At 68.6% G+C, this 21219-nt stretch carries 21 protein-coding genes; 11 read left to right on the top strand and 10 right to left on the bottom strand.

Annotated elements, in window-relative coordinates; all coding sequences use genetic code 11:
* Positions 1-52: 52 nt before the first annotated feature.
* The 8 genes from RPX00_RS02000 to RPX00_RS01965 form a co-directional block, all read right to left on the bottom strand.
* The gene (locus RPX00_RS02000; RefSeq protein ID WP_406636885.1) at positions 53-439 is read right to left on the bottom strand and encodes a nuclear transport factor 2 family protein; all 387 of its coding nucleotides are present in this window, start codon (positions 437-439) and stop codon (positions 53-55) included.
* A gap of 11 nt (positions 440-450) precedes the next feature.
* Positions 451-1218 carry a MoaF C-terminal domain-containing protein gene (locus tag RPX00_RS01995; protein ID WP_406636883.1) on the bottom strand — a complete coding sequence of 256 codons (768 nt, stop codon included), beginning with the start codon at positions 1216-1218 and terminating at the stop codon, positions 451-453.
* A 153-nt stretch (positions 1219-1371) separates the two neighbouring features.
* A complete protein-coding gene (locus tag RPX00_RS01990; RefSeq protein ID WP_406636881.1) occupies positions 1372-2313 on the bottom strand; it encodes a helix-turn-helix domain-containing protein in 942 nt (313 codons plus the stop codon).
* 83 nt (positions 2314-2396) lie between these two features.
* Entirely contained in the window at positions 2397-3449 is a 1053-nt protein-coding gene (gene hpaD, locus RPX00_RS01985) for a 3,4-dihydroxyphenylacetate 2,3-dioxygenase (RefSeq protein WP_406636879.1), read from the bottom strand.
* Positions 3446-4954 (bottom strand): 5-carboxymethyl-2-hydroxymuconate semialdehyde dehydrogenase, encoded by a 1509-nt coding sequence (gene hpaE / locus RPX00_RS01980; RefSeq protein WP_406636877.1) that lies wholly within the window; start codon positions 4952-4954, stop codon positions 3446-3448. Before hpaE ends, hpaD begins: the two co-directional genes overlap by 4 nt.
* Before the next feature lie 2 nt (positions 4955-4956).
* Entirely contained in the window at positions 4957-5901 is a 945-nt protein-coding gene (gene dapA / locus RPX00_RS01975) for a 4-hydroxy-tetrahydrodipicolinate synthase (RefSeq protein WP_406636875.1), read from the bottom strand.
* A complete protein-coding gene (locus tag RPX00_RS01970) occupies positions 5898-6575 on the bottom strand; it encodes a GntR family transcriptional regulator (RefSeq protein WP_406636873.1) in 678 nt (225 codons plus the stop codon). Before RPX00_RS01970 ends, dapA begins: the two co-directional genes overlap by 4 nt.
* Complete coding sequence (locus RPX00_RS01965; RefSeq protein WP_406636872.1) at positions 6563-8008, bottom strand: fumarylacetoacetate hydrolase family protein; 1446 nt, start codon at positions 8006-8008, stop codon at positions 6563-6565. Before RPX00_RS01965 ends, RPX00_RS01970 begins: the two co-directional genes overlap by 13 nt.
* Before the next feature lie 254 nt (positions 8009-8262).
* On the opposite strand from RPX00_RS01965, the gene RPX00_RS01960 reads away from it, so the two are divergent.
* From RPX00_RS01960 to RPX00_RS01940, 5 genes are read left to right on the top strand one after another with little or no spacing between them, the layout of a single operon-like run.
* Positions 8263-8931 carry an SAV_915 family protein gene (locus RPX00_RS01960; protein ID WP_406636870.1) on the top strand — a complete coding sequence of 223 codons (669 nt, stop codon included), beginning with the start codon at positions 8263-8265 and terminating at the stop codon, positions 8929-8931.
* Between the two features lie 2 nt (positions 8932-8933).
* On the top strand, positions 8934-9113 hold the full coding sequence (locus RPX00_RS01955) for a hypothetical protein (RefSeq protein ID WP_406636868.1): 180 nt from the start codon (positions 8934-8936) through the stop codon (positions 9111-9113).
* Positions 9095-9280: a hypothetical protein gene (locus RPX00_RS01950; protein ID WP_406636866.1), complete on the top strand. Its 186-nt coding sequence runs from the start codon at positions 9095-9097 to the stop codon at positions 9278-9280. Before RPX00_RS01955 ends, RPX00_RS01950 begins: the two co-directional genes overlap by 19 nt.
* A 12-nt stretch (positions 9281-9292) precedes the next feature.
* On the top strand, positions 9293-10540 hold the full coding sequence (locus tag RPX00_RS01945; protein WP_406636864.1) for a hypothetical protein: 1248 nt from the start codon (positions 9293-9295) through the stop codon (positions 10538-10540).
* Between the two features lie 17 nt (positions 10541-10557).
* The gene (locus RPX00_RS01940; RefSeq protein WP_406636862.1) at positions 10558-11271 is read left to right on the top strand and encodes a hypothetical protein; all 714 of its coding nucleotides are present in this window, start codon (positions 10558-10560) and stop codon (positions 11269-11271) included.
* A 160-nt stretch (positions 11272-11431) separates the two neighbouring features.
* On the opposite strand, the gene RPX00_RS01935 is transcribed toward RPX00_RS01940, so the two are convergent.
* The gene (locus RPX00_RS01935) at positions 11432-12505 is read right to left on the bottom strand and encodes a P1 family peptidase (RefSeq protein WP_406636860.1); all 1074 of its coding nucleotides are present in this window, start codon (positions 12503-12505) and stop codon (positions 11432-11434) included.
* On the bottom strand, positions 12502-13113 hold the full coding sequence (locus tag RPX00_RS01930; protein WP_406636858.1) for a TetR/AcrR family transcriptional regulator: 612 nt from the start codon (positions 13111-13113) through the stop codon (positions 12502-12504). The genes RPX00_RS01935 and RPX00_RS01930 overlap by 4 nt, the downstream gene beginning before the upstream one ends.
* Before the next feature lie 163 nt (positions 13114-13276).
* Between RPX00_RS01930 and RPX00_RS01925 the strand changes: the two genes are divergently transcribed.
* The 6 genes from RPX00_RS01925 (at position 13277) to RPX00_RS01900 (ending at position 20833) form a co-directional block, all read left to right on the top strand.
* A complete protein-coding gene (locus tag RPX00_RS01925) occupies positions 13277-14671 on the top strand; it encodes an APC family permease (RefSeq protein ID WP_406636856.1) in 1395 nt (464 codons plus the stop codon).
* A 67-nt stretch (positions 14672-14738) separates the two neighbouring features.
* A complete protein-coding gene (locus tag RPX00_RS01920) occupies positions 14739-15446 on the top strand; it encodes an MsnO8 family LLM class oxidoreductase (protein ID WP_406636854.1) in 708 nt (235 codons plus the stop codon).
* 26 nt (positions 15447-15472) lie between these two features.
* The gene (locus RPX00_RS01915) at positions 15473-15691 is read left to right on the top strand and encodes a hypothetical protein (RefSeq protein WP_406636852.1); all 219 of its coding nucleotides are present in this window, start codon (positions 15473-15475) and stop codon (positions 15689-15691) included.
* A gap of 132 nt (positions 15692-15823) precedes the next feature.
* Positions 15824-16753 (top strand): ABC transporter ATP-binding protein, encoded by a 930-nt coding sequence (locus RPX00_RS01910; protein WP_406636850.1) that lies wholly within the window; start codon positions 15824-15826, stop codon positions 16751-16753.
* Entirely contained in the window at positions 16750-18096 is a 1347-nt protein-coding gene (locus tag RPX00_RS01905) for an ABC transporter permease (RefSeq protein ID WP_406636848.1), read from the top strand. The genes RPX00_RS01910 and RPX00_RS01905 overlap by 4 nt, the downstream gene beginning before the upstream one ends.
* 4 nt (positions 18097-18100) lie before the next feature.
* Positions 18101-20833, top strand: coding sequence for a bifunctional YncE family protein/alkaline phosphatase family protein (locus RPX00_RS01900; protein ID WP_406636846.1), 2733 nt, complete (start codon positions 18101-18103; stop codon positions 20831-20833).
* The last annotated feature ends 386 nt before the right edge of the window (positions 20834-21219 follow it).

The following is a 21219-nucleotide window of genomic DNA, read 5'->3' as shown; positions in this document are numbered from 1 at the left end:
CGGCTTTCCGGTCCACAGTGACCAGAGGGGAGGGGAGGGAGTCGTGCGGTTTTCAGTCGGTCGCCGCGGCGACCGGAGCGGAATCCACTATCTGCTCGAAACTCGCGACCTTGTCGCCGTCGAACTTCCACACGTGCGCGACCCGCGCGGTAAACGCCTTGCCAGACTTGCGATTCGTGCCGCTGTAGGTGCCGAGCCCGACAATCGAGTCGCCAGCGTCCAGCAGCGCGGACAGCGTGAACTGGTAGCCGTCCCAGTCTCGGGCGATCGCCTCGAACACGTTGCGCCGCACCTCGTCCGGGCCGGTGTAGGTGCCCGCGTACGGGAATCCGGCGGCCTCGGTCCAGGTGGTCTCGGGGCCGATCGGGGCGAGCATGCCGTCGAGGTCGCCGCGGTCGCTCGCCTCGTAGTGTGCGGTGATCACGTCCATATTGGACACGGGAGAACTCCTTAAACGGGCTGGACGTCGGGGTAGCTGATGGAGCCGAGCGGGTAGATGTGCCCGCCCGCGCGGGAATGTTCGGACCGGCCGTCGCCGGTGATGCCGAGGAAGACGCCGGTGGTGCGCAGGTCGTAGCCGAGGTCGTGCAGCCAGACGCTGGCCACCGCGATCCGGAACTCGCGGAAGCAGAACAGGTACAGGCCGTCTGCGAACTTCCAGACCGTCGACATGTCCACGTCGCCGTGCCCGCGCTGCACGCCCTCGACGCACTGCCAGCAGTAGCGTTCGGAGGAGAGATAGACGTGTTCGTACAGGTGATTCGGGCTGTAGCGGTAAACGTTTCGCTTGCCGATGAGGTCGCGCGACGGGCCGGGCACGTCGCCGGTCGGCTCGCCGCCGTCGGTGGTGCCGGAGTGGAAGGTCTGCGAAACCCGCGGCGTGCCTTCGACATCCTCGTCGCCGATCACCGACCGCACGGTGAGCGCGCGGTGCGTGGTGGTCGAGTAGACGACGGTGAGGGCCTCGCCCTCGACGCTCGTCAGCGGCAGATTCACGAAGAAGACGTCGGGACGCACGGCGACCGCGTCGTACGGATCCTCGACGCCGTTGCAGGTAAGCCGTTCGCCGTCGAGGAACCGCAGTTCGAGCTTCGCTCCGTCGTCGAGGGTGACGGTGAGTTCCTGCCCGGAAAGATCCGCGTTGGGCAGCCGGTAGGTGTCGATCCCGGCGGCGAACTCGTCGTAGGTGCGCCATTCGTCAGGGGAAGGGTCGGACATGCCCATCATGCTCGCCGCGCGCCGCCCGGTGAGCGAACGTTCATGCGCTGGCGGGCAACTGCCGGACGCTCGCGGTCAATACCAGCGGCTTCGCCCCGAAACGACAACGGCGCCCCCGGTGACTGGGAGCGCCGAATTCGTCTGGGGAGAGGGTCAGCCGCGGGCGCGCAGCTCGCTGGGCGACTGGCCGAACGCGGCCCGGAACACCCGCGAGAAGTGCGCCGCGTCGACAAATCCCCATCGCGCCGCGATTGCCGCTACCGGGCGGGCCGCCAGCAGCGGATCCCGCAGGTCCCGGCGGCAATGTTCCAGCCGCCGCTGCCGGATCCAGCCCGCGACCGTCGTTCCCTGCTCCTGGAACAGCCCGTGCAGATGCCGCGTCGAGATGTAGTGCTCCGCGGCGATCTGCGCCGGACCGAGATCCGAGCGCGACAGATTCGCGTCGATGTAGCTGCGGATCCGCCGCATCAGGTCGTGGTGCGGGTCGGCGGCCGTGCGGTCGAGGTCGAGTTCGGTGGCCAGCATCGTGGTGAGCAGGTCGACCGCGTTGTGCGCCAGCCGTACGCCGACCGGACTCGTCAGCACGTCCAGATTCCCGCCCAGTTGAGCGAGGAACGGCACCACCACGTTTCCGACGCCGGAGCGTCCGGACATCCGCACCGCGGTCAGCTGGCCGACCAGATCGCGGGGCAGATCGACCTGCTGCTGCGGGAACATCAGCACCAGCGTCCGGAAATTCTCTTCGAACACGAGTGAGTACGGCCGGTAGGTGTCGTACAGCGCGACGTCGCCGGGCCGCAGCACGGCTTCGCGGCCGTCCTGGGTGAGGATGCCGGTGCCGGCCAGCATGACGCTCAGCTTGTAGCACGGCCGGTCGGCGCGGGCGATGAGTTCCGGCGTGCGCTCCACCGCGTGCGGCGACGCGGTGATCTCGGTGAGCGCGATCTCGCCCGCCTCGTGCGTGCGGAGCCTGCCGTGGAAGCGGTCGCGGTGCTCGGTGCTCACCTGCAGCGGCACGAACGACCGCAGGACAGCGGACCGGAACTCCGTGAAGTCCTGCGCGACCGTGGTCGGCGTCTGCAAGATTGCCGTCATCATGTCACCTCTCCGTCGAAGTGCCGGTACCGCTGTGTGTCCGGGGAAGGAACCGCAGGCCCCTTCCCCGGACGGGACGCACCTTAGACCTGTTCGCCCAGTTTGAAACCCTGTTCGGCGCCCTCGGCGCGGGTGTAGGAGAACCCGTCCGCGCCGATGGTCACGTCCATTTCCTTCGTTTCCGTGCGCTCGACGACCTCCTGGAGCTTGCCGTCGAGGTCGAGCACCCGCGAGGCCTCGGTGTACCAGCTCGGCACCACCGGATTGCCCCACCAGTCGCGGCGCTGGTTGTCGTGCACGTCCCAGCTGATCACCGGGTTGTCCGGGTCGCCGGTGTAATAGTCGTGCGTGTAGATCTCGATCCGGTGCCCGTCCGGGTCACGCACGTACAAATAGAACGCGTTCGACACGCCGTGCCGGCCGGGACCGCGCTCGATCTGGTCCGATTTCCGCACCGCGCCGAGGTGGTCGCAGATGTGCAGGATCTGGTGCCGCTCGTGGGTCGCGAACGCGATGTGGTGCAGGCGCGGGCCCGCGCCGCCGGTGAGCGCGACGTCGTGCACGGTCGGTTTGCGGAACATCCACGCCGCGTACACGGTGCCCTCGTCGTCCACGATGTCCTCCGACACCCGGAAACCGAGGCCCTCGTAGTACTTCCGCGCGGCCGGGACGTCCGGCGTGTTCACGTTGAAGTGGTCCATCCGCGACAGCGCGCCCGGGCCGTGCACGTCGTAGCGCTGGGTGAAGCGCTCGACGTGTTCGGCCTCGTAGAAGAACTCGATCGGGAAGCCGAGCGGGTCCAGCACGCGCACCGCTTCGCCGATGCCGCGCGTGGTGCCCTTCGGGACGCGGCGCACCTCGACGCCGAGTTCCCGGTAGTACGCCTCGGCGACGTCGAGTTCGGCCTCGCTGCGCACGCGGTACGCGAGCACGGCCAGCGCCGGCTCCGCGCCCTTGCGGAGGATCAGCGAGTGGTGCAGGTATTCCTCGAACGCGCGCAGGTAGATCGCTTCGTCGTCCTCGTGGGTCACCACGAGGCCGAGAACGTCCACATAGAACTCTCGTGACGCTTTCAGGTCACTGACGATGAGTTCCGCGTAGGCACAGCGGATCACATCCGGCGGGGTGGTGGTCATGCCTTGTCCTTCCCGGCCCCGAAGCGCGCCGTGTGCACGTCGCCGAGCGTGATGTGCACGGCCTGCTGTTCGGTGTAGAAGTCGATCGAGCGGTAGCCGCCTTCGTGGCCGAGGCCGGACGCCTTGACCCCGCCGAACGGCGTGCGCAGGTCGCGCACGTTGTGCGAGTTCAGCCAGACCATGCCGGCGTCGATGCTCTGCGCGAAGTTGTGCGCGCGGGTGAGGTCGGCGGTCCAGACGTAGGCGGCCAGGCCGTACTTGACGTTGTTGGCCAGCTCGAGCGCTTCCTCGTCGGTGTCGAACGGCGTGATCGCCACGACCGGGCCGAAAATCTCCTCCTGGAAGATCCGCGCGTCCGGCTTCACGTCGGCGAACACCGTCGGGGCCACGTAGTTCCCGGTGTCCAGCCCCTCCGGACGGCCGCCGCCGGCGAGCAGTTTCCCTTCCGTCTTGCCGATTTCGACGTAGCTCATCACCTTGTCGAAGTGCTCCGGGTGCACCAGCGCGCCGACCTCGGTGGCCGGGTCGTGCGGGTCGCCGACCACGATGTTGCGGGCGCGTTCGGCGTAGCGGGCGCAGAACTCCTCGTAAATCGGGCGCTCCACGAGGATCCGGCTGCCCGCCGTGCAGCGTTCGCCGTTGAGCGAGAAGACGCCGAACAGCGTGGAGTCCAGCGCCGCCTCGAAGTCCGCGTCGGCGAACACGACGGCCGGGGACTTGCCGCCCAGCTCCATCGACATGCCCTTGAGCCCGGGCGCGCAGTTGCGGAAGATCGTTTCGCCGGTGGTGGTTTCGCCGGTGAACGAGATCAGCCGGACGTCCGGGTGCTTGACCAGCGCGTCGCCCGCTTCCTCGCCGAGGCCGTTGACGAGGTTGAACACCCCGTCCGGCACGCCGGCCTCGCGGAAGATGTCCGCCCACAGGCTCGCCGACAGCGGCGTGAACTCGGCCGGCTTCAGCACCACGGTGCAACCGGACGCCAGCGCCGGGGCGAGCTTCCAGCTCTCCAGCATGAACGGCGTGTTCCACGGCGTGATCAGCCCGGCGACGCCGACCGGCTTGCGGTTGACGTAGTTGACCTGGCGGCCCGGCACCTTGTAGGTGTCGTCGGCCTGCGCGACGATCAGGTCGGCGAAGAACCGGAAGTTCTCCGCCGCGCGCTGCGCCTGGCCGAGCGCCTGCTTGATCGGCAGGCCGGTGTCGAAGGTTTCCAGCTCGGCCAGCTGCTTGTCGCGGCTCTCCACGAGATCGGCGATCTTGTTGAGGATCCGGGCGCGCTGGCGCGGCAGCATCTTCGGCCACGGGCCGTGGTCGAACGCCTCCTTCGCGGCGGCGACGGCGAGGTCGATGTCCTCGGCCTTGCCCGCCGAAGCCGTCATGTACGGCTTGTTCGTGACCGGGTCGAGCACCTCGAAGGTCTCGCCCGAGACGCTGTCGGCCGGCGCGCCGCCGATGTAGTGGCGGATGTGCTCCGGCAGGTTCTCCGGAACGTAGTGCGCGGTCATGGTCACTTTCCTTCCACGGTGAAGCCGTCGACGGGCGAGAGGTACTGCTCGCCCTGGCGCATCAGTTCGGTGATCCGGGCGATGCCCGGTTCGGTCGGGGTGATCAGCGGCGGGCGCACGTGCCCGGAGCGGATGAGCCCGCGCTGCTCCAGCACCCACTTGCCGGGAGCCGGGTTGGTCTCGACGAACAGCAGGTCGACCAGCGGGTGCAGGCCGTAGTGGATCTCGCGGGCGCGGTCGAAGTCGCCCTCGGTCCACGCGCGGTACATCTCGGCGCTGGCGGCCGGGGCGATGTTGGCGGTGGCGCTCACGAACCCGGCGCCGCCGAGGGAAAGCAGCGGCAGGCACAGCAGTTCGATGCCCGACCAGACCAGAAGTTCCTTGCCGCACAGGTGCAGCACGCGGGAGAAGTGCTCGAAGTCCTTGGTGGTCTCCTTGATCCCGACGAAGTTGTCGAAATCGCGGAACAGCCGCGCGACCGTCTCCGGGGCGAGGTCGACCGACGTCCGGCTCGGCACGTTGTAGGCGACGATCGGCAGGTCCGGGAATTCCTTCGCGACCGTGGCGTACCACTGGTAGAGCGCTTCCTGGGTGGGCCGCGCGTAGTACGGGGTGATGATCAGCGCCGCGTCGATGCCCGCGTCGCGCGCCTCGGCGGTCAGCTCCAGCGTTTCGTCGAGCTTCGCCGAACCGGTGCCGGGCATGAACGGCACCTTGTCGCCCACCGCCTTGGCGACGGTGCGGATGGTCTCCGCGCGCTCGGCCACCGTCATCGCGCCGGGCTCGCCGGTGGAGCCGCCGATCGAGACGCCGTGCGAACCGGACGCGAGCTGCCAGTTCACCAGGTTGGTCAGGCTCTCGTGGTCGACCGCGCCGTCCGCGGTGAACGGGGTCATCAGCGGCGCGATCGAGCCGGTGATGGCGTTCGGGGTACTGCGGAACCTCATGGGGTGGGGTCCTTCCTAGGAGCTTCGCGCCGGTCGAGGTAGGCGTCGAGGGTGGCGGTGCGGTGCCGTCGCGCGGCGAGTTCGAGTTCGAGGGAATCGGCGTTCCGCTCGATCAGCACCAGCAGTTCTTCGTGTTCCTTCACGGATTCGTGCGCGCGGCCGGGGACGAAGCTGAACGTCGAATCGCGCAGCGACGCCAGCCGGTGCCAGCCGCGGTGCACGAGGTCGAGCACGTGCGGGTTCGGGCAGGGTTCGAAGAGGACTGAATGGAACTCCTGGTTCAGCTCGGTGAAGCGGTGCGGTTCGAAGTTTTCCAGCGACAGGCGCATCTGCTCGTTCACCGCGCGGGCCCGTGCGATGTCCTCAGTGGACAGTTTGGGCGCGGACAGCGAGGTGGCGAAACCTTCCACCAGGGCAAGGGTTTGCATGGTGTGCTCGTAAGCGGTTTCGTCGACCATCACGACCTGCGCGCCGACGTTGCGCTCGAACGTGACGAGCCCTTCGGCCTCGAGCAGCCGGATCGCCTCGCGCACCGGGACGACGCTGACGTCCAGCTCCTTGGCGATCTGCCCGAGCACCAGCCGGTAGCCGGGACCGAACGTCCGGTCGGCGATCCGGTCCTTGATCCAGCGGTACGCACGCTGGGATTTGCTCTCGCCTGCTACGGGCGCCACTGGGCGTACCTGGCCTTCCAGTGCTCGTTCATCGGATAGAGGCCGTCGACGCTTTCGCCGTTCGCGACCTGCTCCGCGATGAACGTCTCCTGGCGTTCCTGTTCGATCGCCGCGTCCGCGATTTTTTCCACCAGATGCGGCGGAATGACCAGCACCCCGTCGGAATCGCCGACGATCACGTCGCCCGGCTGGACGGTCGCGCCGCCGCAGGCGATGGTGACGTCGGTGTCCCAGGGAACGTGGCGGCGACCGAGCACGGCCGGATGCGGGCCGGAGTGGTAGGTCGGGATGTCCAGCGCCGCCACCGCGGCGAGGTCGCGGACGCCGCCGTCGGTGACGATCCCCGCCGCGCCGCGGACCTGGGCACGCAGGGCGAGGATGTCGCCGATGGTGCCGGTTCCCTTTTCGCCGCGGGCTTCCATCACCAGGACGTCGCCGGGGTTGAGGCTGTCGATGGCGCGTTTCTGGGCGTTGAAGCCGCCTCCGTGGGATTTGAAGAGATCCTCGCGGAAGGGGACGTAGCGGAGAGTCCTTGCGCGGCCGATGAGTTTCGTGTCCGGGCGGGTGGAGCCGAGGCCGTCGATGGAGACGTGGTTGTAGCCGTTCTTGCGCAGCTGGGCGGAAAGGGTCGCGGTGCCCACGCTGGTGAGTTTGGTCTTGAGTTCCTCGGTGAGCACGAATTCCGCCGGGAGCCCCGCGGATTCCCGGTCGCCGTAAGCCTGTTCGCGCTGGTTGTCGTCGATTTTGGGCTGGGCGCTGAACTCCGGGAGCGGCGCGGTGCCCTCGACGACCGGCGTGACCAGCCGCCCGGTGGTCAGGTCGCCATGGGTCACCTCGACCTCGACGGTGTCACCCGGCTGGACGACGGAGGACCCGGCCGGGGTTCCGGTGAGGATGACGTCGCCGGGTTCGAGGGTGCTCAGCTGCGAGAGGTCGGCGACGAGGGTGCCGAAGTCGAAGATGAGGTCTTCGGTGGTGTCGTCCTGGACGAGTTCGCCGTTGACCCAGGTGCGGACCCGGAGGTTCTTGGGATCGACGTCCGCGGCCGGGATGGTGGCCGGGCCGAGCGGGGTGAAGCCGTCGCCGCCCTTGGAACGGAGGTTGGAACCGCCGTCGGCGTGGCGCAGATCGTATACGCCAAAGTCGTTGGCGGCGGTGATGCTCTCGACGTGCTCCCAGCCTTGGTCGGGGCTCACGCGCCGTGCTCGCTTGCCGATGATCAGGGCGATCTCGCCTTCGAAGGCGAGGAGTTCGGTGCCCGCCGGGCGCTCGATGGGAGTGCCGGAGGGGCTGATCGAGGTGGCCGGTTTGACGAAGTAGGAGGGCTTCGCCGGGGTCCGTCCGCGTTGTTTCGCGCGGGACGGGTAGTTCAAGTGGAGCGCGATGACCTTGCCCGGCCGCTCCGGCGGGGTGCTGCTCGATGCGGAACTCATGGGGGTTGACCTGCCCGGATGTCGTCGGGTGAGGAAGATATCTCAAAAGATATACGATCCTGGCCGGGTGGGGCAAGGGTGGCGGCGCGGGGGATTGTCGGCGCGCGGCAACACCTCAACGCGTGTCGCGTCGCGTATCCACTGGTCGAACCAGCTCCGGTGGGCGGTGGCTGTTGCGGGCTGCTGACAGATCTCCGCCTCGCCACTACAGTGACTGGTCGATCACGCACTGTTGTGTGGGGCAGGGGGTGGGGATGGCGGAGCAGTCCGACGTCGTCCACGCGCTGGTGCGTCTCGACGATGTGCCGGAGCGGTTGCCGGATCTGGTGTTTGTGCTGGTCACTTCCGAGGACGACGGTCGGCCGGGCGGTCTTGAGGTTCGCCGTACCGTGCGCAGCGAGTTCGCGGTGGCGGTCTATTCGTCGGTGGATCGGCTGGCCGATGCGTGCGGGAGCGGGCAGCCGTGGGCTCCGGTCGCCCGGGATCGGCTGGTCGAGGTGTGTCGTGAGCTGAGCATCGGCATCGTGGTGTTCGACGCCGTGCTCGACCGCCTGCCGCGGTATCCGGAGGTCGACAGCCGGGATCAGCCTCCGCTGGAGCCGCTCGAGCCGTTGGCCGAGCCGGTCGGCCGGGTTTATGTGCCGTCGCGGCCGGTGCGGGCCGGTCAGCGGGTGGTGGAGCTGGAATTGCAGCCGGTCCGGGATGGCCGACCGGTGCTGCTGGCCTATACCTCGCCGGAACTGTTGGCGGCGGGCTGCGGGCCGCATCAGCCCTGGGTCGCCGTGAACGGTGACGATCTCGAGGCCGTCGCGAACGAGGCGGGAGCGCACGGGGTGCTGCTCAATCCCGTGCTCGCCGAGGAATCCCGGCACGCCGCGCCCGTGCAGGACTGGGCGTCCCGGTCGGCTATCGGAGGGGAGTGAGCATGTCCGCGCCTTATGGGGACACGACCGGCTACAGCTTCACCGAAGGTGCGCTCGTCGGCATCGTCGGCCAGCTCCGCGAAGCGGAGAAGCGCTCGACGGTGTCACGTCGAGCGTCGTGCGGGGTGTCGATGCGGGTGCGTCGTCCGCGGTTGTCGGGACCGTGCTGGACGACCTGGTGAAGCTGGGCGTCGGTGCGGCTGGCGCGGCCGGTGGTGCGGCGGAGAAGGTGCACGCGGCCAACGGGGCTTACGACGACATCGAGAACACTCACGCCGGGCAGCTCAAGCTCGACGGGAAACATGCCGACGACCCTGATGAACAGCGGGAAACTCACGTCCACGGCTGACGGGAGGCGAGCATGGGACAGGCGCTCAACACCACGGTGAACGGTTCGTCCGGCACCTGTGTCGCTGCCGCGGACTGGCTGCGCGCCGTCGCCGAGGCAGGGCATCGTGCGGCCGGGAACGTTCGCGCCGCACGCGGCGGGGCCGAGGCTGGCTGGCACGGGCCGTCGAGTCAGGCTTTCCAGGAGTCCATCGCAGGCGTGGACGTCGCGGCGGACGACATGGCCGGCTGGGCGACGGCTGCCGAGCGCGGTCTTCGGGAGTTCGCGTCGTCGCTGGACGCGGTGACTGCCCGGATGAACGAGGCCTTGGCCCAAGCCCGCGCGGGCGGGCTGCGGGTCGACGGGCCGTTCATCGTCGAGCCCGACCCGATTCCGGCGAACAAGCCCGGAACTCCGGTGAACGTGTGCACCGCCGGCGGTGCGACCAAAGCGGTCGGCGTCTATCAGGGCGACATCAAGCAGTACAACACTCTTGTCTTCCAGTACAACGGCAAGATCGCTGTTTACAACGAGTGCAAAGCGATCGTCGACGCGGCGCGCACTGCCGAGGGCAACGCGCACCAAGCGCTTCGCCGCGCTCTCCAGCCGCCCTCCGGACGGCTCGACGTCGATGCTTATGCGGTCGGCACGACCACGATCGCGCGAGTCAACGGCTACATCAGCTCGTTCGAGAACCCCCGCAAGGAAGCACTTCTCAACGCCCAGCGTTCCGCGGCCAGCGCACAGTTCTTCGACGACTGGGCCCACGGGACCCGGGTCAGCCTGACCGCGCTCAACAAAGAAGACCTCGCCTGGGCGGCGGGCAAAGCGCGTGACAACAAAGCCGCCTATGAAGCCCGGGCGCGGCAGTTCCAGCAGTACGTGGACAAAGTCCCGGAGCCGGTCCGCAGGTCCATCGCGGCCTACCCCGGAAAGGGCAAGTACCACGTCCTGCCCGAGGATGCTGGAGCGGGCTTGAAAGCCGGGCAAAAGCTGCTCAAAGGAATGCCGTACGTCGGCAGCGCTTTGGTCGCGGTCAACGAGGCCGCCGGGGCGATGAGCGGTGAACAGTCCTGGGGCAAAGCTGTCGCGGATACCGGCGGCCTGATCGTCGGAGGTGCCGCGGGTGCGGCACTGGCAAGCGCGGGCGCGGGCGCGGCGGCGGGCACCGTCTTCGGTACGACCTTGGGGCCGGTCGGTTCTTTTGTGGTAGGCACAGCCGGTGGAATCGCAGGCGCCATCGGAGGACAAGCCGTCACCGACTGGCTCGTGCCGAAGTAATCAAGGAGCCGGATTCAATGGCAGATACCGCAGGGGGCGACGACAGCATGATCGACGGGCTTCCGCCGAGACCGGACCGAGAGACCGGCGAGCCGTTTCCCCCGCACGGTCTCAGCTACTTTCGCGGCGAGGAGACAGCTGCCGAGCACGATGTCCACCGGGAGAGCCGGCTGTCGTATCGGCCGGATCCGCCGCCGGGTTCGGGTCCCGTGCTTGCCTGGCACCGGGAGAGCCGCCGCGGGAAGATGGCCGTGGCGCTGACCAGTGCGATCATTCTCATCGCCGGAACACTGGTCATCTCCTTGTTTCACCAGGCAGGCTTCGGGATCTTGGCGGCGTGGCCGATTTGGCTGATCATCGCCGTGGCGGTTTTCTTGATTTCCAGTCCGTTCAGTTACCTCACTTACGCGGCGGGCGCGGACTGGTTGATGGTCGAGCGCACTCGATGGGGCGTAAAGAGCCGGGCCTGGATCGACCTCTACGAGCTGACGAAGATCGATGCGGCGTACGGCGGGACGACCTTTCATCTGTGGTTGTACGACAAGGACATGGGACTCACCCGCAGCAGCGAGGAATTGCAACGCGACCGGCGGATCTGGGACCTGGTCTACAACGGAATCCTGCACTCGGTGGCCGGCGGCGCGCAAGTCAGCGCCCAAGCGATCGGCATTCTGCAGCTCGCCAAGACCCCAGCACTCAAGATCCGGGACTCCGGCGACCTCGACCGGTGACATCCTGGGCGGCTTGGGCCTCGTGAGTGCCTATCCCGGTTAGAACCGCGACAGGCACTCACGAGGCTTTTTTCGGCGGGGGCGGGTCCCGGGGAAGCTCCGGCTCGCCCGGACGCGGCGCGCACTCAGCCATGCGCCCGGGCGAGCCCGCCGCGCCTGCTCAGGCCCCCTGTTGCCACCGGGTCAACGGCAGTGAAGGCACCCGATGCCCCCGATGCCCGGTCATCTCCTCGTTAGCCACCAGCGCGTTCAACACCGCCTCCTCCACCGTCTGCACCACCGCCTCGAAGAACGGGTCGATCGCGCCCCACGGGATAAACCGCATGCTCTCGTAGGGTTCATCGTCCGGCCGGGGGAAATGGCTGGTCAGAGCCCCCGCATTGGCCGTGCTGAAGGCCAGGAACAGGTCCCCCGAGAAGTGCGAACCGGTGGTCCCGGTCCGGGCCAATCCCAAAGGCACTCGGCGGGCCAGTGCGGTGCATTGGCCGGGCAACAAGGGCGCATCGGTTCCGATTACGACGATCACCGACCCCGCGCCAGCCGGAGCGAGCCAGCTCGTGTCGGCCATGGGGTTGTCGTCGGCCAACGCGACGCCCAGGTGAGATCCGGCCACCGTCAGTTCGGAGCGGCTGCCGAAGTTCGCTTGCACCAGGGCACCGACGGTGTAGCTGTCCGAGCCGTGTGAAACAACCCGGGAAGAAGTGCCAGTTCCGCCCTTGAAGCCGTAGCAGGTCATGCCGGTGCCGCCGCCTACCGAGCCCTCCGCGATGGGCCCGGAAGTGGCCGCGTCGATGGCGGTGACGGCGTGTTCGGTCTGGATGGTCGGGGCGTTGACGTCGTTGAGGTAGCCGTCCCACGTCTCGGCTACTACTGGCAGCAGCCATTCCGCCGCGGCGTCCGGGCGTTCGCGGACTACCCAGTCGATGGTGCCTCGGTGGCACTGCCCGACGGAGTGGGTGCTGGTGATCAGAACCGGCAGAGTAAGCGAACCGGTCTCGGACAGCCAGGCGCGGCCGGTCATTTCGCCGTTGCCGTTCAACGAAAAGGTGCCCGCGGAGCACGGCACGTCGAACCGGGAACGGCCGCGCGGCAGGATCGCGGTGACCCCGGTCCGCACCGACGTGCCTTCGATCAGCGTGGTGTAGCCGACCTCGACGCCGGGGATGTCGGTGATCGCGTTGTGCGGGCCGGGCTTGCCGGTCAGCGGCAGGCCTAGGTCGCGGGCGCGGGTCATGCGGGGTCCTCCAGGGAGCATCGGGTCGAAACGCGGGCGTAGGACAGGACCGCCGCCTCGGCGGCGGATCGGTCGAGCGGCGGGACGGCTTGCGTCAGGTGCAGTCCGTAGCCGTCTTCGAGGGTGACGAGGTTGCGGGCGATGGTGACCGGGTCGTCGACCAGGTCGAAAATCCCCGTCGCCGCACCGGCTTCCAGGATGCCGACGTAGCCGCGGACCTGGCGTTCGTACAGCGCGATGTGCCGCGCGGCGTAAGCCGGTTCGCGCCGGGCGATGGTGCCCAGTTCGTACAGCAGCACGCACAGTTCGTCGTTCTTGCCGTTCGGCAGGCCGCTGCCGATCATCGCGCGCATCCGGGCTCGCGGGTCGGACTCGGCGGCCACCGCGGCTTCGCGGGCGACGCAGAAGCGTTCGACGGCCTCCTGCTGCACGTCTTCGAGCAGGTCGCTCAGGGAGGGGTAGTAGTACAACAGGGAACCCGGCGACATGCCGGCGTGGTCCGCGACGTCGCGCAGCTTCAGGTTCAGCACGCCGCGTTCGACGACCGTGTGCCGCGCCGCGGCCACCAGTTCCGCCCGCCGCTCGGGGGCCTTGCTCGGTCTTGCCATGCCTTGATTCTTTGAATAAATCTCGAAAAACGCAACCCCTGATCGGATCGAGACCGCCAAACCCTTGACGTGACGCACGTGAGGGCCTTAGCTGAACGCCCGGCTGGTTATTTGAGTTCCATTCAAACAACGTACCTGAGCAACGACTTGATGGAGGCCAGCGTTGTCCACCCCCGTCTTGCGCCGCGGGTTGCGCACCCTCGGCATGCTGCTGATCACGCTTTCCGCGATCAGCCCGGCGTCCTCGGTGTTCGTCATCGCGCCGGGCGTCCTCACCGGTGCCGGATCGGGCGCTTTCTACGCCTTCCTGGCCGCCGCTGTCGTCGGCATCTTCATGGCGTTCGTGTACGCCGAACTGGGCTCGGCCTTCCCGACCGCGGGCGGCGAGTACACGATCGCCGCCCGCACGCTGGGCAAACTTCCCGGATTCATGGTGCTGGGCATCATGATCGTGACGCAGGTGCTGATCGTCGCGGTGATCGCGCTCGGCGTCGGCACCTACCTGAGCGTCGTGCTGCCCGGGGTGTCCCCGGCGGTCGTGGCGGCGGTGACCTGCGTGCTCGCCGCGATCTGCGCGGTGTTCGATATCAAGCTGAACGCGTGGGTCACCGGCATTTTCCTCGCGGTGGAACTGCTCGCGCTGGCCGTCGTCGCGATCCTCGGGCTGGCCAGCCCGGCCCGGCCGTTCACCGACCTGATCGCGCATCCGGTCGCCCCCGGCGGCGGCCCGGCGACGATCAGCGCGGTGATGATCGCGACAGCCATCGCGATCTTCGCCTACAACGGCTACGGTTCGGCAGTCTACTTTGGAGAAGAGACGAAGGACGCCGGGCGCGGGGTGGCGCGGGCTGTCCTCATGGGACTCGGGGTCACCGTGCTGGCCGAACTGATCCCGGTCACCGCGGTGCTGATGGGCGCGCCGGATCTCGGCACTTTGTTCAGCTCTCCCAACATGTTGTCGTACTTCGTGCAGGCCCGCGGCGGCGGCACGCTCGACACCGTGCTGAGCCTCGCGGTCGCGCTCGCCATTATCAACGCCGTGCTGGCGATCGTGCTGATCAGCTCGCGGCTGGTGTTCAGCAGCGGCCGGGACCGCGCGTGGCCGAAGGCGCTGAACCGGGCGTTGTCCGCGGTGCACCCGAAGTTCGGCACCCCGTGGGTCGCGACGCTGGCGACCGGCTTCATCGCGGCCGCACTGTGCTTTGTGGACCCGCAGATTCTGACCGTCGTGACCAGCACGTCGATTGTCGTGGTGTACGCGGCATTGTGTCTCGGGGCCATCTTCGGCCGCCGCTCCGGGGCGACGGCGGGCGCGAAGTACCGGATGCCCGGTTTCCCGATCGCGCCGGTGCTGGCGTTGCTCGCGCTGGCGTTCGTGCTGTACGTGAACGCGACCGACCCGGTGATCGGCCGCCCGAGTCTCATTGTGACAGCGGGAATCGCGTTGCTGGCCTTGGTTTATTACCTCGTGGTGCTTCGCCGCCGGGGCGGCTGGCAGCTGAGCGAGCTGGCCTCGGACGAGGAGACCGCGCCCGCGCCGGTGCGGGAAACGTCGTAAGCGCCCGGACCGTCCACTTGCGACCCATCGAGTGGACGGTCCGCGCCGGGTTGGGGATGATGGCCGGGTGCGGGTTTCAGTGCTGGACACATCGCCGATCGTCGCGGGGTCGACCGCGCGGGAGGCGTTGCGGCGCACCGTCGATCTCGCCGAACTGGCCGACGAGCTGGGCTATCACCGCTACTGGCTGCCTGAGCACCACAGCATGCGCGGGGTCGCGAGCGCCGCGCCAGCCGTAGTGGTCGCCCGGATCGCGGACGCCACGAACCGCATCCGCGTCGGCGCGGGCGGCGTCCTGCTGCTCAACCATCCGCCGCTGGTCGTCGCCGAGCAGTTCGGCACGCTCGCCGCGTTTCACCCGGGCCGGATCGACCTCGGGCTCGGCCGCGCGCTTGGCGGTCCGCAACGCGTGGCGGCCGCGCTGAACCCCGGCCCGCCGGACAGCTTTCCCGCCCGGCTAGAAGAGTTGCTGACCTACTTCGCCGACTCGGACCAGCCGCTGCGGGCGACCCCCGCTATCGGAAACGAGCCGGACGTCTGGCTGCTCGGCTCAAGCACGGCAAGCGCGTACCTCGCCGCCGAACTCGGCCTGCCGTACGCCTTCGCCTACCACCTCCGTCCCGCCGAAGCCGCCGCCGCGACCGGATCTACCGCGAGCGCTTCCGCCCCGGCCGGATCGCCGAACCGTCCATTGTGGTCAGCGTCGCGGTGGTCGCCGCCGCGACCGAGGAGCGGGCCGAATGGCTCGCCAGGTCCATTCGGGCCAAGGCGTTGAGCCGTTCGCGCGGTGAGCGGATCTTGTTGCCCCGCCCGGAAGACGCGGTCGTGGACCCGGCGGTCGGCCCCGGTCCGGTGCTCGCCGGAGCCCCGGCGGCACTGCGGAATTCGTTGCGCACAGTCATCGCCGAAACCGGCGCGGACGAGCTGATGGTCACCACCCCGGTCCACGACCACGAGGAACGGAAGCGGTCCTACGTGCTGGTCCGGGAGATCTCGGCGACACTCTCCGCGCGGGATTGATTCCGGTTTGTCCGGTTGCCCCTTCGCCGAACCCGTCCTGGCGCACGGGGTTTCCCCAACGTTCAACCTGGCGCGGGTTCGCGCGTCACTTGTCGTGCCTAAGTTCCTCACGGCTTCGGAAAGTGGGGATTCATGAACACGAGCGACGCGGTGCGAGCCCGCGCGATCACCAAGAGTTTCGGCGACGTGATCGCACTCGACGGCGTCGATCTCGACGTCGCGTACGGTGAGATCCACGGGCTCGTCGGCCCGAACGGCGCGGGCAAGACCACGCTGCTCGGCCTGCTCCTCGGGCTCGCGGTCGCGGACGAGGGCGAACTCGAGATCCTCGGCCGCCCGGTCGGCCGGGCGCTCGCCACCCCGGACGGCATTTCCGGGTTCGTGGACGGGCCGGGGCTGTACCCCTCGCTCACCGCGCGGCAGAACCTCGCCGCGCTGGCGTCGCTGCGCGGGGAAACCGCGGACCTCGACGACCTCCTCGCGCAGGTCGGGCTCACCGACGTCGCCGACGACCGGGCGCGCGGGTTCTCCCTCGGCATGCGCCAGCGCCTCGGCCTGGCCGCCGCGCTGCTGGCCAAACCGCGGCTGCTGATCCTCGACGAGCCCGCCAACGGCCTCGACCCGGCGGGCAAGAAACACGTGCACGGCGTGCTCGCGCGGCTCGCCGACGAGGGGACCGCGGTGGTGCTGTCCAGCCACCGGATGGACGACCTCGAAGCGCTGTGCTCGGAGGTCACCATCCTGTCCGCCGGCAGCGTCGTGTTCACCGGCCCGCTGGCGAAACTGTCCGCCGAGGACCGCGAGCTGGCCTATCGACTGGTGACTTCGGACCAGCAGGCCGCGCGCGAGATCGCCGAGGACGTGCCCGGACTGCGGATCGACGACGCCCAGACCCCGCGCGGCCAGGCCGGCGTCCTCGTGGTGACCGGCCTGGTGCCCGCGCTGGACGACCTGGTCGCGCGCGTCGTCGGCAAGGGCATCGGCGTACGGGAACTGGCTCCGGTCGTTTCGCCGCTGGAGGCGGCGTTCCTGGAGCTGACGGAGCAGGGGGAGAAGCGATGACCGTCACCGAGGAACGGGTCGCCGTCCGGCCGGTCGGACTGGGCCGCGGATACCGGTTCGAGCTGGTGAAACTGCTGTCGCAGTGGCGGATCCGGGTGCTGCTGCTCGCGTGCTGGCTCGCGCCCGCGGTGTTCGTCGCGGCGGTCAGCCAGCAGAGCGACCTGCCGGTGGACACGCTGTTCGGCCGACTGATGAACGCCACCGGCTGGGCCGGTCCGCTCGTGCTGCTCGGGTTCGCCGGTAGCTACGCGCTTCCGCTGCTGACCTCGCTGGTCGCCGGGGACGTCTTCGCCGCCGAGGACCGGCTCGGCACGTGGCGGCACCTGCTGGTGGCGATGCGTTCGTACCAGCGGATCTTCGTCTCCAAGACCCTCGCCAGCCTCACCGTGATCCTGTTGCTGGTGCTCGGTTTGGCTGTGTCCAGCACGGTCGGCGGGCTCGTCGCGGTGGGCGGGCAGCCGCTGGTCGGGCTCGACGGGCATCTGCTGTCGTCCGGCGACGCGGGGGTGAAAGTCGTTCTCGCCTGGCTCTGCGTACTCGCCCCAACCCTTGCCCTGGCTGGGATCGGCCTGCTCGGCTCTGTCGCGTTAGGACGGTCGCCGATGGGCCTGCTGCTGCCCGCGGTGGTCGCGCTGGTGATGGCGGTGGCACAGCTGCTGCCGCTGCCGGTCGTCGTGCGGCTCGCGCTGCCGACGTACGCGTTCATCTCCTGGAACGGCCTCTTCACCGACCCGGTCCAGCTCGGCCCGCTGCTGATCGGTGTCGCGGTGAGCCTGGTGTGGGCAGTGGTCGCGACCGCGCTGGCCTACGTCCTGTTCCTGCGCCGCGATTTCACCGATCTGACCTACGACGGTGCTGGCCGCCGGGTCGTCACTGCGGGCTTGTTGCCGCTGGCCGGGCTGATCGGCGTCACCGTGGCGGTCGTCGCGGTCGCAACTCCGGCGTCGGGTTCGGGCATTGACCAGGCGAAGCTGCAGCACTCGCTGTCCATCGAGTTCGCGCATCTGTACCGGATCCAGGCCGCGCAGCTGCACCGTCCGGACGTCACGGAGGAGCAGCTCGCGGCGAGCACGGAGTGCACCAAGGGCGGCGGTCTCGTCGAGGCCGAAGGCCCCGGCAACGACTGGCGGTGCGTCGTCTCCTGGCATCTTCCCGGCATCACGGCCACCGGGCAGGCGATCTACCAGCTCGATGTCACCTCGGACGGGCGGTATGTCGCCGACGGCGACGGACCGAAGGAAGTGAACGGCTACTTCCAGGTGCGGACCCCGGAAGGGGACCAGCCCAACCCGCTGTGGCAGTTCGACGGCAACGTCGAGCTGCTCTCCTCCACGAAGGGATGAGGACATGCAAGTAACGCGCCGTCGCAGGCGTGGCGGGAAGAGCGTCCAGCGTGGATCCCGCAGGCTGCGCTTCGTCACGGCGGGCGCGACCGCGGTCGCCCTTGTCGCGGCGGGCTCGGGCATCGGCCTCGCCTCCACCAAGCAGTTCGGCACCGACCAGGTCGGCCAGGAAACCGAAAACGGCCTGACCATCTCCAGCGACCAGTACCTCAAGCCGATCGGCGAACGGCTGGTCGTCCCGAACGGCAAGATCATGTCCTCGGCGGTCAGCCCGGACGGCAGCCACCTCGCCGCGCTGACCGCCGACGGCGGCATCGCACTGACCATTGTGGACCTGAAGAGCTGGAAGGTGCAGCAGCTCGTCGGCAAGGACAAGAAAGCCGACCTGCAACTGCCCGGCAACGACGTCGGGCAGGAAGGTCCGTCGTACTCGCCGGACGGCAAAACGCTGTGGCTGGGCCAGATCGACGGCTACCGCAAGTTCGACGTGAAGCCGGACGGCACCGTCGCGAACCCCACCTGGGTCGCGATCCCGGCTGACGGGGCGAAGCATTCCCTTGCCGCGGGCGCGATCTTCTCGCCCGACGGGTCCACTGTGTACTCCGCGGTGAACGGCCAGAACCGCGTCGTCGCGATCGACGCGGCCAGCGGCCAGATCAAGCAGAGCTGGACCGTCGGCAACGCGCCGCGCGCGCTGGTCCAGATCGGCAACCGGATCTACGTCAGCAACGAGGGCGGCCGCGCGGCCAAACCGGGTGACACCACGATCAACTCGTACGGCACCGACATCGTCGCCGACCCGAAGACCGCGGCCGCCACCACCGGCACGGTCAGCGTGATCGACCTGGCGAACCCGGCCGCTCCGGTGCAGAGCATCGACGTCGGCCTGCACCCGACCGCGTTGCGCGCCAAGAACAACACCCTGTTCGTGGCGAACACCGGCGGCGACAGCGTTTCGGTGATCGACACCAAGCGGAACGTCGTGGTGCAAACCATCGCGACACAGCCGTGGCCGGAAGCGACCGTCGGCTACGAGCCGACCGACATCGCGCTCACCGACGACGGCCACCTCCTGGTGACCCTCGGCCGGGCGAACGCCGTCGCGGTCTACCGCTACTGGTTCCCGCAGGCCCCGGCCGCGTTCATCGGGCTGCTGCCGACGGACTACTTCCCGTCCGGAATTTCCGCCTCCGGCAACAACATCCTGGTCGCCAACACCCGCGGCATCGACGCCCGCCGCCCGACCACCGCGGCCGGCCACGCCACGCACGACACCACGTCGAGCCTGCAGCGCTTCACCCTGCCGACCGACTGGCAGACGTGGACGCAGACCCGTCAGGTGTTCAAGCAGAACGGCTGGACGCCGGGCTCGGTGCAGAAGGCCAATCGCCCCGTCAAGCCGGTTCCGGTGCCGCAGCGGCTCGGCGATCCGTCCACGATCAAGCACGTTTTCTTGCTGGTCAAGGAAAACCGGACGTACGATCAGCTCTTCGGCGACATGAAGAAGGGCAACGGCAACCCGGCGCTCGCGCAGTTCGGCCAGGCCGTCACGCCGAATCAGCACGCGCTGGCCGACCAGTTCGGGCTGTACGACAACACCTACGACATCGGCACGAACTCGGCCGAGGGCCACAACTGGCTGATGCAGGCGGACAACCCGGAGTACACCGAGTCGTCGGCAGGCGAGTACAAGCGCAGCTACGACACCGAGGACGACGCGCTGGGCCACCAGCGCAGCGGCTTCCTGTGGACCGGGGCGCAGGCGGCGGGAAAGACCGTCCGCGACTTCGGCGAGTTCCACCAGTTCCTCACCAAGCCCGCGGGCGCGAGCTGGCAGAACCTGTACTGCGACTCGAAGAACATGGCCGCGACCGGCCAGCCGACCGCGTACCCGCTGGTCTCGTCGTCGCCGATCCCGTCGCTGAACAGCGTTTCGGTGCCGGGCTTCCCGAAGTTCGACACCGACGTGCCGGACCAGTACCGGTACGAGATCTGGAAGAACGACTTCGAGAAGAACGGCCCGGCGGACCTGAACATGTTCTGGCTGTCGAGCGACCACACCGGCGGCCCGCCGAGCCCGGCCGCGCAGGTCGCCGACAACGACCTGGCCGTCGGCAAGATCGTCGACAAGATCTCGCACAGCCCGTACTGGAAGGACTCGGCGATCTTCGTGGTCGAGGACGATTCCCAGGCCGGACTGGACCACGTCGACGGGCACCGGGCCCCGGTGCAGATCATCAGCCCGTACGCCCAGCGCGGCGTCACCGACAGCCGGTACTACTCGCAGATCACCATGATCCGCACCATCGAGCAGATCCTCGGGATCCACCCGATGAACCAGAAGGACAGCGCGGCCACCCCGATGGCGACCGCGTTCACGCCGAAGCCGGACACCACGCCGTTCACCGCGGTGCCGAACCAGACGTCGCTGACCGCGGGCCTCAAGACCCCGCCGTCGTGCGGCACGGACGACGTCCCGACCCCGTCCACCGCGGCGGCTTCGGCGGCGGTGCCCGCGGACAAGCAGCAGCTGGCGCAGCAGTGGCGGCAATGGCAGTCGCAGCAACGGCTGACCGGCCCGAACGCCACCGCGGACTACGCCAACCCCGCGCAGATGGACCACTTCACGTGGTACCAGGTGCACGGGTGGACCCAGCCGTATCCGGGCGAGGACCGGATCTTCGCTCCCGATCAGGTGCCGGGCGCGTTCATCCCGTCGGCCGATTCGGACGGCTGATTCGTTAGCTGGTAGGTGAAATGCCCCTGTCTGCCGTTGTGGCGGGCAGGGGCATTTCGCGCGGGCAAGGATTTCTGCGGGCGGGGTGCTCCGTGCGGGAGTCCTTCACGGACTCTGAGCCCCAATGCCAGGGCTTAGGCGGCTATGGGGTGCAGTTGAGGTGTGTCGGCCTGGGCCGGGGCGGGTTTGCGGTCTGTGAGGGGTCCCTTGAGGGAATCAGATTCCCTCAAGGAGTCCTTCACGGACCGCGCACCCGGCCCGTCGCCTGTCCCGGCCCCGCCCGCACCCACCCACCTCGGTGAAGTCACCTCTTTCGGCCTGGGCGAACACGCACCGCTTAAGTCCCTGACATTGGACTCCGAGTCCCGCGGTGTTCCTTCACGGTT

Origin of the sequence: Amycolatopsis sp. WGS_07 (genome assembly GCF_045278895.1) — a bacterium.
GTDB lineage: Bacteria > Actinomycetota > Actinomycetes > Mycobacteriales > Pseudonocardiaceae > Amycolatopsis.
The sequence above is the reverse complement of the archived record's forward strand: the minus strand, read 5'-3'. Positions and strand labels throughout refer to the sequence as shown.